Annotated in this window: 10 protein-coding genes and 1 rRNA gene; 8 read left to right on the top strand and 3 right to left on the bottom strand. The window is 40.9% G+C overall.

Annotated features, from left to right (window positions below; all coding sequences use genetic code 11):
• Nucleotides 1-63 precede the first annotated feature (63 nt).
• Both HNQ84_RS07200 and HNQ84_RS07195 read right to left on the bottom strand, forming a co-directional pair.
• A complete protein-coding gene (locus HNQ84_RS07200; protein ID WP_435621655.1) occupies nt 64-4,533 on the bottom strand; it encodes a glutamate synthase-related protein in 4,470 nt (1,489 codons plus the stop codon).
• Nucleotides 4,534-4,796: 263 nt separating this feature from the next.
• On the bottom strand, nt 4,797-6,092 hold the full coding sequence (locus tag HNQ84_RS07195; RefSeq protein WP_435621654.1) for a glutamate-1-semialdehyde 2,1-aminomutase: 1,296 nt from the start codon (nt 6,090-6,092) through the stop codon (nt 4,797-4,799).
• Between the two features lie 133 nt (nt 6,093-6,225).
• Here HNQ84_RS07195 and HNQ84_RS07190 point away from each other — a divergent pair, with 133 nt between their 5' ends.
• The 6 genes from HNQ84_RS07190 to perR all read left to right on the top strand — a co-directional run bounded on the left by HNQ84_RS07190 (nt 6,226) and on the right by perR (nt 10,336).
• Entirely contained in the window at nt 6,226-7,230 is a 1,005-nt protein-coding gene (locus tag HNQ84_RS07190; RefSeq protein WP_435621653.1) for an ABC transporter ATP-binding protein, read from the top strand.
• A complete protein-coding gene (locus HNQ84_RS07185; RefSeq protein WP_435621652.1) occupies nt 7,214-8,005 on the top strand; it encodes an ABC transporter permease in 792 nt (263 codons plus the stop codon). Before HNQ84_RS07190 ends, HNQ84_RS07185 begins: the two co-directional genes overlap by 17 nt.
• Before the next feature lie 4 nt (nt 8,006-8,009).
• Entirely contained in the window at nt 8,010-8,795 is a 786-nt protein-coding gene (locus HNQ84_RS07180) for an ABC transporter permease (protein WP_183242712.1), read from the top strand.
• A gap of 42 nt (nt 8,796-8,837) precedes the next feature.
• On the top strand, nt 8,838-9,236 hold the full coding sequence (locus tag HNQ84_RS07175) for an ion channel (RefSeq protein WP_435621651.1): 399 nt from the start codon (nt 8,838-8,840) through the stop codon (nt 9,234-9,236).
• A gap of 10 nt (nt 9,237-9,246) precedes the next feature.
• Nucleotides 9,247-9,708 (top strand): thioredoxin-dependent thiol peroxidase, encoded by a 462-nt coding sequence (bcp, locus tag HNQ84_RS07170; RefSeq protein WP_183242708.1) that lies wholly within the window; start codon nt 9,247-9,249, stop codon nt 9,706-9,708.
• A gap of 184 nt (nt 9,709-9,892) precedes the next feature.
• On the top strand, nt 9,893-10,336 hold the full coding sequence (gene perR, locus HNQ84_RS07165) for a peroxide-responsive transcriptional repressor PerR (RefSeq protein ID WP_032101066.1): 444 nt from the start codon (nt 9,893-9,895) through the stop codon (nt 10,334-10,336).
• A 23-nt stretch (nt 10,337-10,359) separates the two neighbouring features.
• Here the strand turns inward: perR and HNQ84_RS07160 are convergent, their stop codons facing one another.
• On the bottom strand, nt 10,360-10,722 hold the full coding sequence (locus tag HNQ84_RS07160) for a DUF2614 family zinc ribbon-containing protein (protein ID WP_183242706.1): 363 nt from the start codon (nt 10,720-10,722) through the stop codon (nt 10,360-10,362).
• A 120-nt stretch (nt 10,723-10,842) separates the two neighbouring features.
• Between HNQ84_RS07160 and HNQ84_RS07155 the strand changes: the two genes are divergently transcribed.
• Complete coding sequence (locus tag HNQ84_RS07155) at nt 10,843-11,730, top strand: nucleotidyltransferase-like protein (RefSeq protein WP_435621650.1); 888 nt, start codon at nt 10,843-10,845, stop codon at nt 11,728-11,730.
• Between the two features lie 188 nt (nt 11,731-11,918).
• Nucleotides 11,919-12,244, top strand: a 16S ribosomal RNA gene (locus tag HNQ84_RS07150); the annotation flags it as partial.

The following is a 12,244-nucleotide window of genomic DNA, read 5'->3' as shown; positions in this document are numbered from 1 at the left end:
AAGAAAAAAGGAAAAAAATTAAAAGAACTGCCCCATTTTATTGTTGAGGCAGTTCTTTTATGTTTATTCCGTTGACACAGACGGATCAGCTTGTTCTTTTTTCGGAATGACTTGGAAAAAGTGTTGCTCTGGTTGTTGCAACAACGGTTGAAGTGTTGCTACTTCATCGTGCTGTTCATGTTCGATAAGCAAATCAATATATGTGCTAAGTAGTTCTTTGACGTCCGCTTTTCCTTTTTCGTTCAGCGATTGAATCGTGACATTTGCTCCTTTAGCGATTCGACGTTCAAGCGCCGCTTTTGTTAAGCCCATTTCTGGTTGATGACGCAAATAAACGACACCACCTGTCATTCCTGCGCAAATCCATGGACCTGGGTCGCCGAGAACGAGCCCGCGTCCGTTTGTCATATATTCAAAGGCAAACCCTTTAATGTTTGCGTTGACACCGATATTACCATGTTCCATTTCAGGAATTGGTTTTGTCACTTGACCACCAATAATCATATCAGCTCCTGACAAGCGAATGCCTGCGCGCGCATCGGCATTTCCTTGCACGACTAATAGTCCTTTTTGCGCTCCGTAGCCAAACCCTTTTCCGACCGATCCGTTGTAAAACTTACCGTCTTTTCCTTTTGATTTAAAGACGAAGATACCGCCACCAAATGATGTTTTCCCAACGCCATCTTGTGCTCCACCATCGACGTGGATATGAATGCCGGTGACGTTATACGCACCAAGCCCATTGCCAGGTACCGAGCCATCCTTATAACGCAGAGAAATATTCGGAAGTTTTTTATACGATCCATCTAATCGCCCGCGCACGCGATGACATGCAACACGGCTACCGAGCACACGCTGTTCAGCAGTGACAGTTGAAAATTCACGTGAACGGTGCAAGTCTTCAACGTGGTAATCTAAATATTCAGCACCAGCAGCAACAGCGAGTTTTCCTTCTTCCGATGTCGCAGCTACTTCTTTTTGGTACCATTGGCCGATGTCTAACGGTTTTAATAACGTCGTTAAATCGAGGCGATCTCGGCCACGTGTTTGTTCAAGCAGATCGGAGCGACCAACAAGTTGTTGCAAGTTTGTATAACCGAGCGATGCAGTGAGCGCTTTAAGTTCCTCACCGAACGCTGTAAAGAAACGAACTAAGTTTTGTACTGCTTGCTCGAATTGTCTTGGAACGAAGCGACGCAAACCGTGTTCTTTTGCTTGTGCTTCCGATTCAATTTGCGTAGCGATCCCGACATGGCACGTATCTAAATGACAACCGCGACATGTCGTACAACCGATTGCGATCATCGCTAACGTTCCAAAGCCGACGCGATTAGCACCGAGTAACATTACTTTTATAACATCCATCGCGCTCTTTATACCGCCGTCTGCCCAAATCTCTACTTGATGGCGTAATCCTGCTTCTAAGAGGGCATTATGTGCTGCTTTGACGCCAATCTCTACAGGTAAGCCGACGTGTTGAATAGCATGGATGCGTGCTGCTCCCGTGCCACCATCGAAGCCACTTAGTGTAATAATGTCAGCGCCAGCTTTTGCGATGCCGACAGCGATCGTTCCGATATTAGGGACGACAGGTACTTTTACCGCCACTTTTGCTTGATCGTTTGCTGTTTTTAGTTCTGCAATCATTTGGGCTAAGTCTTCAATCGAATAAATATCATGGTTGTTTGACGGTGAAATTAAATCAGATCCGATCGTTGCGTTGCGTGCTTCAGCAATTTTCGCTGTTACTTTGGAGCCAGGTAAATGACCGCCTTCACCTGGTTTTGCGCCTTGCCCGATTTTTATTTCAAGTAAATTCGATGAATTAAGCAGTTCAGCGTTGACGCCAAATCGTCCAGAAGCGACTTGTTGGCCGCGAGTGCGCGGATACTTGCCGAGCATATCTTTAATTTCGCCGCCTTCGCCGTTTAAACTGATCATATTGAGCCGGTTAGCTGCTTCGGCATAAGCACGGAACGCAATTTCGTTTTGTGAACCGAATGACATCGAAGCAATGACAAACGGCAAGCTATGTTCACCGACCGAAATGTCGACATGTTCTTTTTTCACTGGCACGTTTGCTTGTTTTAAGTCGGTTAAATGGCGAATAGCCGTCGGTGTTTCAGTTTCAATTTCTGTTAATTTTTCGCGGTATTGATCGTATGAGCCTGTTTGCGCCACTTCGCCAATCGCTTTCCAAATGCGTGGGAATACGTGAAACGTTTTTCGTAACTTTGCTTGTTCGGTTTCAAAATCTTTTGCTCGTGCGAGCGCATCTTGCTTTAATGCCTCGAAATCTTGGGCAAGAGAATCCGAACCAAAAAAGTTCACGATATTTAATACAGCTGCGACTTCTTCATGTAATCCAATAGACGAGAATAGACGGCTATATCCGCGCAATTCATGAATACCGATCGTTGAAATGACCTTTTCGAGCCCTTTATTTAACGCTTGGAACAAATGAATGGCTGGTCGAGTTGACGAATCAGCAACTGTCGCAAACATCAAATACGGGCTAATGACATTTGCGCCAAGTCCGTAAGCAACGATGAAATCATGCAACGAACGAATCGCTCCGGAACGAAGAAGAAGCGAACAATTTCTTCGTAAGTTTGCTTTTGTCAATGCTTGATCAATGGCCGATACGACAAGGAGTGGATCAATCCATAAATGTCCGTTTTGATGCGCTGTCGCATCGTCAATGATGAGTAACGTTTTTCCATTTTCAACAGCTTCACATGCTTCTTTGCTTAAACGGGTGAGTGCCGTTCGAATCGTTTCATGTTCAAAAAAAGTTGCTGATATAAAGTACGTTAATTGTTTTTCTTCAAATGCATGAACGAGCTGATCGTATGATGGCTGTCGCAACGTTTCTGCACATTCGTTTCCAAGTTTTCCTTCTATTAAAATAGGTGAAAGAAGCTCAACGGTGTACGGGTGTTCTTCATTTGAGATGATACTTGGTCTTTTTCCAACGACAACGCGAGTAGAAAAATGTTCTGTTTCGCGGTCGCGGTCAATGGCTGGGTTTGTAACAACCGCAACACTTTCTTTTATGAAGTCAGCAATATTTTTTCGTTCAGGATCAATCGCTGCCAGCGGGGCATCGTGACCAAGGGAGCGAATAGGCTCTGCCCCTTTTTCTGCCATTTGTTCAAGCAGTTGAATATGTTCGCGATCCCAACCAAATGCAGCGTATTGCCCATTATGCACTTTTGTTGGTTGAGCAACGAGCACATACGGTTTTAGTGAAGGTGTTTGTAAACGATGACGCATATTCTCGATGTTTAAACGATTCCGAATACGACTGTATACTTCTTGTTGATAATCGGCGTATTCATAAATACGAATCGTTCCGTCCGCTTGCCATTTTAAGCCGATTTTCTCTCCAGGTGCGAGCGGTTTTGGTTCTCCTGTGTATTCGCAAGCTGGAATAATACCTGGTTCAGAAGCAAATACGTAACGGTGTTCTGTTTCAATTTTCCAAAGTGGACGTAATCCAAGTGCGTCGACACTAAACACCGCTTCATCAGCATGACGCGAAATAATGCCTGCCGGTCCTTGGGCAAAATGTCCCCAAGCTTCGCGAATGTAAGTATATAAATCTTGTAAATGGACTGGATAATGTTTGATTTCGTTTACAATCGGTGGGAATAAAAAGTCCATCGCTTCGAATAGCGTATAGCCTTCGCGATAAATGAGCGTTTCCATCGTCCGACTTAAGTCTTGTGAATCGCTTCCGCCGTTTGTGAGCGGAACGCCAATCATTGTTGCTTCTTCACGTAGTTTAGCTATTGTGTTAATTTCACCGTTATGGCCGAGGACGCTAAACGGTTGCACACGGAAAAAGTTTGACAGCGTATTCGTTGAATAGCGATTATGACCAAGCGTCATCGTTGATGCAACGAGAGGGCTTGCTAAGTCGTGATAGTATTTTGGTAAAATATCTCCAGCGCCCATTACTTTATAAATCGCATGGTGATTGCTTAACGAAGCGACATGAATATGCTCGTCTTTTTCTATTTCAATAGTTAATTCAAATAACGTTTTAGATAATGTTCCTTTTTGATTTGGTAAAAGGGCAACTTGCCAAAATACTGGTTCTTCACGTAAAGCAATTGGACCGAGTGCTGAAGAAGAAGTTACGCGATCAGATTCAAAAATGAGTGTCAATTGGAACTGAGCAAACAATTGACGCATACGTGCTTTTTTTTCTTCCACGTTCGTTGTTCGTGTAATAAATATATGACCAACAATAAAATCGTCGCGGTCGACGAGTTGAGGATTAAGTTGGGTAGCAGCAAATTTTTCTTTCCAAAGCGCTTTTGGAATGTCAATATGAATGCCGACGCCATCTCCTTCTCCATTGATGAATCCAGCGCGATGATTCATTGTGACGAGGGCGTTAATACACGTTGTAATGTTTTCTCTTGTCGGAATGCGTCGTTTTTCAACCGCAGCGACAATTCCACACGCATCGTGTTCATGTTTATAAAAGTGTTGAAATGAAGTTGGGTTCCATTGTTGTTTCATAGCATGCGGCTTGCAAGCGACTATCGTTCGCTTCTCGCCTTCGCCACCTCCTACACAAAAACTTTTTTAAAAAATAAAATTTTCTAAATTTTATAGTTTATATTAACATGATCACAACAGAAAATCAATTATTTATTCATGTTTTTGGATACGATATTCAGTTTGTGTAACAAAACGTTCACGATATTTGTAAGCGTTTTCATTTAATTTGAGCGTGAAAAACGAGGTGGAATATATGTTCCCACCTCGTTGTGATTGTATATTTATTCATTTTTTAAGGATTTAAATGCACGTTCTACAGCTTTAATTGTATATTCAATATCCTCTTCTGTATGAGCTAATGTAATGAACCATGCTTCATATTTTGAAGGGGCAAGGTTGATGCCTTGATGAAGCATGAGCTTGAAAAACTTAGCGAACATTTCTCCATCTGTTCGTTCGGCTTGCTCATAGTTTTCTACTTTTTCTGTTGTAAAATATACAGTAAGCGCACCTTTTAGGCGATTAATTGTCACAGGAATATCGTATGTGTTGGCGTGTGTTAAAATGCCCGCTTCTAACATTGCGCCGAGATGATCGAGATGTTCGTACACGCCTTCTTGTTGTAGTACTTCTAAACAAGCAATTCCTGCTAAAATGGAGGCTGGATTGCCAGCCATCGTTCCTGCTTGGTAAGCAGGACCTAATGGAGCTACTTGTTCCATAATGTCTTTTCTACCGCCATATGCCCCGATTGGTAATCCCCCACCAATGATTTTTCCGAGTGCAGTTAAGTCTGGTTCGATGCCGAGCAAGTTTTGGGCCCCCCCATACATAAAGCGAAAAGCTGTAATGACTTCATCATAAATGACAAGTGCTCCAGCCGCATGAGCGATGTCGTTAATTGCTTGTAAAAAGCCCGGTTTTGGCTCAACGATACCGAAGTTACCGACGATAGGTTCGACAAGAACGGCAGCGACTTCGTTTCCCCAGCGATCCATCGCTTGTTTAAATGCATTGACATCATTAAAAGGAACAGTAATCACTTCTTGTGCAATGCTTTTTGGTACCCCTGCTGAATCAGGCGTGCCTAATGTGGACGGACCAGAGCCAGCAGCGACAAGAACGAGATCGGAATGACCGTGATAGCAACCTGCAAATTTCACAATTTTATCGCGCCCGGTGTATGCGCGTGCGACCCGAATCGTTGTCATGACAGCTTCTGTTCCTGAGTTGACGAAACGCACTTTTTCGAGAGAAGGGATCGCTTCTTTCAACATTTTGGCGAATGTAATTTCATATGGGGTTGGTGTCCCGTATAACACACCGTTTTCAGTTGCATGTTGAATCGCTTTTGTAATGTGTGGATGGGCATGTCCAGTAATAATTGGACCGTAAGCTGCTAGGTAGTCGATATACTTGTTGCCGTCTACATCCCAGAAATATGCCCCTTGTGCTCTTTCCATAACGACAGGCGCACCGCCTCCGACAGCTTTATATGAACGAGAAGGACTGTTGACGCCACCGACGATATGCTCAAGCGCTTCTTGATATAATTGTTCAGACTTCGTAAAATTCACGCGAAGCCTCCTCCTTTTATGTAAAATTTCTTTCATGGTGTTTATTTTATCACATTTATTTGAGCACACCATTTGTTGAGTTTCAACATTTTCGTTACACTAGTAAATAGTGATTTCATAAGAGGTGAGGAACATGTATGCTATTGAAGTAGAAAAACTACGAAAAGAATTTAAATCGTACTCTAGTCGCTCTGGTTTAGCTGGGGCGTTTCGTGATTTGTTCACGAGAAACTATAAAATCATTCGAGCTGTCGATGATATTTCATTTACGGTCAAACAAGGAGAAATGGTTGGCTACATCGGGGAAAACGGAGCAGGTAAATCGACGACAATCAAAATGCTAACAGGAATTTTAACACCGACATCTGGACGAGTTGTTGTGAATGGAATGAATCCGCATAAAGAGAGGGAACGTTTCGTGCAGACGATCGGCGTTGTATTTGGCCAGCGATCACAACTATGGTGGGATATTGCAGTACAAGAGTCATTTCGATTGTTAAAAAAAGTATATCGCGTCTCCGACCAGGCTTATAACGAACATATGGATCATGTCATTGAAACGTTAGATATCGGTCCTTTACTCGATAAACCTGTGCGCAAACTATCGCTTGGACAGCGTATGCGTTGTGAGTTAGCCGCTGCCCTCATTCATAATCCACCGCTTTTATTTTTAGATGAACCAACGATCGGTTTAGATGTGCTTGTGAAGCTAAAAATCCGTCAGTTTTTAAAAGAAATTAATGAGAAGTACAACACGACGATTTTATTAACGACACACGATATGACAGATATTGAAGCGCTTTGTGAGCGCGTTATCATGCTTGATGAAGGAAAAATCATTTATGACGGTTCATTGCAACATTTAAAGCAAAATTGGGGAGAAGGAAGACAAATTCACTTTCAATTTCGCGATATGGTTTCAAAGGAGGAACTTACATCACTTGTTCATGTCACATGGGAAGAAGGGGAAGATCGATATAATTGGATTGCGCATGTTCGGACGAATGATATGGCACATGTGATTGGACAAGTTGTTTCTTCCTATGAACTAAAAGATATTCACATTCGTGAAGTTTCCACGGAAGAAATCATTCGCAACATTTATGAAGAAGGGATTCATCATGGGGAAATACATTGAAATGATTCGTATGCGTTTTTTAATGATGTTAGCTTATCGAACGAATTATTATAGCGGCATTTTTATTTATAGTATCAATATTGGAGCATATTATTTTTTATGGTCTGCCATTTATGGAGGGCAGCCGTCTATTCAAGGTATGACGGTAGAACAAATGACGACATATGTGGCAATTGCATGGATGGCAAGGGCGTTTTATTTTAATAACATTGATCGAGAAATAGCGATGGAAATTCGTGAAGGGAAAGTAGCGATTGAACTTATTCGTCCATACAACTATTTAATTATGAAAACGATGCAAGGGCTTGGAGAAGGCATTTTTCGTTTGATTTTCTTTTCACTTCCAGGAATGATTATTGTCACATTCGTTTTTTCGCTTCACTTTACAACGAATGTCCAAACATGGAGTTATTTTGCTCTTTCGACAGTGCTCAGTTTTATTATTAATTCCCAAATCAATTTACTAGCAGGTATGGTGACGTTTTTTACATTAAATGGTGAGGGATTGCTTCGTGCAAAACGATTTATTATTGATTTATTTTCAGGACTCATTTTGCCGATTAGTTTTTATCCACAATGGGCGCAAAGTGCGATGCACTATTTGCCTTTTCAAGCGATTAGCTACATTCCAAGTATGATTTTTACGGAAAGCTTTACAGGGGATGAAGCGATCAAAGGAATGATGTTTCAAGCTGTTTGGTGCGTCGTATTGATCGTTCCGATTTATTTATTATGGAAAGCGGCTAAACGAAAACTCATCATTCAAGGGGGGTGAGCACATGTTTTATATGTCTATTTTTCTTCAGTATATGAGTCAATATATAAAAACAAAGTTGCAATATCGTGCGGATTTGTTTGTGGAGTTTTTATCTGATTTAATGTTTCAAGGTGTGAATTTAATTTTTATTCTTGTTGTATTTGGGCATACACAATTTTTAAACGGATGGACGCGCGATGAAATTATTTTTATTTACGGTTTCTTCTTAGTTCCGTTCGCCTTGTTCGCCTCATTTTTTAACATTTGGGATTTTAATGAACGATACATCGTACGAGGAGAGATGGATCGTGTATTAACTCGCCCTGTGCATAGTTTATTTCAAATTGTGCTTGAACGTATGGAGCTCGAGTCGCTTCTTGGAGGTATTACCGGCTTAATCATTATGGGTTATGCTGCATCGCGGTTACATTTAACGTTTCATTGGTATGATGTAATTTTATTTGTTCTTTTTGTGTTAGGAGGCACATTTGTTTACGCAGGCATTTTTATTTCGTTAGCAAGTATTAGTTTTTGGTCGGATGCACGCAGCTCAATTATGCCAATGATGTATAATATAGGAAACTACGGGAGATACCCTGTCGATATTTATAATCGTGTCATTCGCTACATTTTGACATGGGTTTTGCCATTTGCATTCGTTGGTGTATATCCAGCAGCGTACTTCTTGCGTAAAACGGAATGGTACACGTATTCGTTTTTGACACCAGTAATGGGTGTCGTATGTTTTACTTTATCGTTGCTGTTATGGAACGCGGGTGTCAAACGTTATCGAGGTGCTGGGAATTAAATAAAACATCCCCTCGTATATATGAGGACAGGAGGGGATAGTGTGAAGTACGTATGGATCAGCATTATTATTTTTGTAATAGGTATGAGTTTCTTGTCATTTTGTCAAACGAAACGTTCTGTTATTTCAGTGAAAAATTTTATTGCTATTTTATTTGTTTATTCAACGACAATGATCGGTTTTGCACTTGTTTATACAATTTTGCATATAAATGGACATGTTGTTATGATGGAAAATGGGAAGACTATAGTCGCTTCTAATTTTTTTCAATATGTCGAAACGAGTTTATATTTTAGTGCAGTGACATTGCTTTCCGTTGGCTATGGCGATATTGTTCCGATTGGAATCGGTCGGTGGATTGCGATGGTTGAAGCTTTGCTTGGTTACGCGCTACCTGCTGCTTTTGTTGTTCGAACGGTGATGGATGTGGAAAAAAGATAGGAGGAGAAACATGGAAGCGCCTAATTTTACATTACCAGCGAGTAATGGGGAAAACGTCACATTGTCGCAATTTCGTGGGAAGTATGTTGTATTATATTTTTATCCAAAAGACATGACGCCAGGATGTACGACAGAGGCTTGTCATTTTCGAGACCATTACGAATCATTGACGGATTTAGGGGCTATTGTGATTGGAATTAGCCCTGATTCCATTGAACGACACAAAAAATTTATTGAAAAGCATCACTTGCCGTTTTTACTCCTTGCTGATGAAAAACAAGATGTAGCGAAAGCATACGGAGTATGGAAGTTAAAGAAAAACTTCGGGAAAGAGTATATGGGGATTGAGCGTTCAACGTTTTTGATTGATCCAAACGGTCAAATTGTACAAGAGTGGAGAAAAGTGAAAGTAAATGGGCATGTCGAAGAGGTGTTAAACGTTTTAAAACGGGCGGTTGGCTCAAACAAATAATAAAATTGTTGCGTACGATAGAGTAGAGCACACACCTCCTCAAATATGTATGCGGCGATTGTTCAACGATCGCCCTTTTTTTCTTCCCTAAAAATCCAATTGACAAATGGTTTCATTTTTTTGTACACTATTTATAAAAATTATAAATTAATAATTATAATTTTTATAAATGAAAGTGAGGTGCATGACGGTGACGCACGCACATCAATTAAAAGAAGCGCTTCACACATTGAAAGAAACCGGCGTCCGTATTACACCGCAACGTCATGCGATACTCGAATATTTGATCCAGTCAATGTCCCATCCAACAGCGGATGAAATTTATAAAGCTTTGGAAGGAAAATTTCCAAATATGAGTGTCGCAACTGTGTATAACAATTTGCGTGTGTTTAAAGAAGTCGGTCTTGTTAAAGAATTAACTTATGGTGATGCGTCTAGTCGTTTTGATTTTGTTACGACACATCATTATCACGTCATTTGCGAAGCGTGTGGAAAAATTGTCGATTTTCATTATCCTGGTTTAGATGAAGTAGAAGATTTAGCGGCACATGTGACAGGGTTTAAAGTAAGTCATCATCGTATGGAGATTTATGGAACGTGTCCAGACTGTCAAAAGGGACATCATTAAAAAAGCTGGTAGCATCGATGCTATCAGCTTTTTTTGTTTCTTGTTTTTCGATTATATTTTTCATCAAATTCTTTTCCTTCAAGCGTCGGATCTAGTGTCAGTGGCTCGTTGCAATACATACATACATCGACTCGGCCTAGCATTTTTGTTACTTTGTTGCATGAAGGGCAAACGACTTGTACCGTTTTTGTTGACAACATACCAATCCAAAAATAAACAACTGTACTTGCGATAATAAACAACAGCCCTAAAATCATGAATATTGTCATAACGATAGGGGACGTACGAAAAAATATACCGCCATACATGACAAAAAATCCAATGAAAATTAAACTTAGCGCAAACGTACGAATTTTGTTGATCTTGCTCGAATATTTTACACCCACGTTATTCCCTCCTATGCATAACTATATCATAAGTTTTGAATGATAAGCATTAACAAAGCAGGAGTTTTTTTAAAATTGTCGAATACCGTCAAACAATGTTGAAAAGTGGAGGAGTCGGTTATGGAAGATGTGTTGCGTCCAATTTACCAAGAGCGAGCTAGTCAGTCACGCACCCTCGGTATTTTAATGGTTGAAAGAGGGTCGGATTATTCTCCAGAGACGGATTTATTTGATGTTGTTTTATTTGTTATTGTTCGAGAAGGGGAGGAAACGGTTTTTATTAAACATTATACCTTCGGAGAAAAAAGTGCATCATTGTACGTTGTAGACGAACGTCAAGTGAAAGAATGGGTGTTGCTCGGTTCTAACCGAAAAGTAATAAATTGGTTGTTGAATGGGAAAATTTTGTTCGAACGAAATGAGTATATTGAACAATTGCGCCAACGTCTATTGCAGTTTCCTGAAGAGGAAAGAAAGGTAAAGATGGGGATAGAGTTCGCTAGATTGGTGCGGCGCTACATCGAGGGCAGGAGTTTTTTTGAAAAAGATCAATGGCTTGATGCATACAACCATGTGTTGCATGCCCTCCATCATTTAGCTCGTCTATCCATTATCGAAAATGGCTTTTATCCCGAAGTGACTGTATGGAATCAGGTAAAGCAGATTGAGCCACAAATTTATAAATTGTATGCGGAATTAGTTGGGAGTGAGGAGTCGCTTGACAAACGATTACAATTGTTATTTTTAGCAAGTGATTTCTTCATCCATTCGAAGCTTAAACAAGGAGCGAGTCATCTCATGCATGTGCTTGAAAAAAAAGAAACATCATGGTCTATGGCGGAGTTGTTAAATGAAAAAGAGTTGACAGTGTATGGTGTTGATTTAGAGATTTTGCTTGAATTTCTCGTTGAAAAGCATATGCTTTCTGTTCAAAACATCGCAACGAAAGGGCAAGGGATTTTTCATAGACATTACATAGTTGAAAAAAATAATAAAGAAAAGTATTGACCTTTAGAAATGTTCGTGATATATTTTTAATCGTCGCTACCGAAGATGTGGCGGCGGTTAAAAAAATGAAACTTATTGTTGACATTGGAATGCTGATGTGATATTATGAAAAAGTCGCCCAAAGAGCGAAGAGATGTTCCTTGAAAACTGAACGAAGCGAAAAGCGTACAAAAGCTAAGGATAACTTTTCTATGGAGAGTTTGATCCTGGCTCAGGACGAACGCTGGCGGCGTGCCTAATACATGCAAGTCGAGCGGACGAATCAAAAGCTTGCTTTTGATTCGTTAGCGGCGGACGGGTGAGTAACACGTGGGCAACCTGCCCTGTAGACGGGGATAACACCGAGAAATCGGTGCTAATACCGGATAACACGAAATGTCGCATGACGTTTCGTTGAAAGACGGCGCAAGCTGTCGCTACAGGATGGGCCCGCGGCGCATTAGCTAGTTGGTGAGGTAACGGCTCACCAAGGCGACGATGCGTAGCCGACCTGAGAGGGTGATCGGCCACACTG

This window comes from Anoxybacillus eryuanensis, assembly GCF_051200995.1.
Taxonomy (GTDB): domain Bacteria; phylum Bacillota; class Bacilli; order Bacillales; family Anoxybacillaceae; genus Anoxybacillus; species Anoxybacillus tengchongensis.
This window is presented reverse-complemented; position numbering and strand designations above follow the sequence as displayed.

Excerpts from the sequence above, each read along its gene's own strand:
- HNQ84_RS07200 (WP_435621655.1), bottom strand. The coding sequence starts at position 4,533 with ATGAAACAACAATGGAACCCAACTTCATTTCAACACTTTTATAAACAT.
- HNQ84_RS07190 (WP_435621653.1), top strand. The coding sequence starts at position 6,226 with ATGTATGCTATTGAAGTAGAAAAACTACGAAAAGAATTTAAATCGTAC.
- HNQ84_RS07185 (WP_435621652.1), top strand. The coding sequence starts at position 7,214 with ATGGGGAAATACATTGAAATGATTCGTATGCGTTTTTTAATGATGTTA.
- HNQ84_RS07180 (WP_183242712.1), top strand. The coding sequence starts at position 8,010 with ATGTTTTATATGTCTATTTTTCTTCAGTATATGAGTCAATATATAAAA.
- bcp (WP_183242708.1), top strand. The coding sequence starts at position 9,247 with ATGGAAGCGCCTAATTTTACATTACCAGCGAGTAATGGGGAAAACGTC.
- perR (WP_032101066.1), top strand. The coding sequence starts at position 9,893 with ATGACGGTGACGCACGCACATCAATTAAAAGAAGCGCTTCACACATTG.
- HNQ84_RS07155 (WP_435621650.1), top strand. The coding sequence starts at position 10,843 with ATGGAAGATGTGTTGCGTCCAATTTACCAAGAGCGAGCTAGTCAGTCA.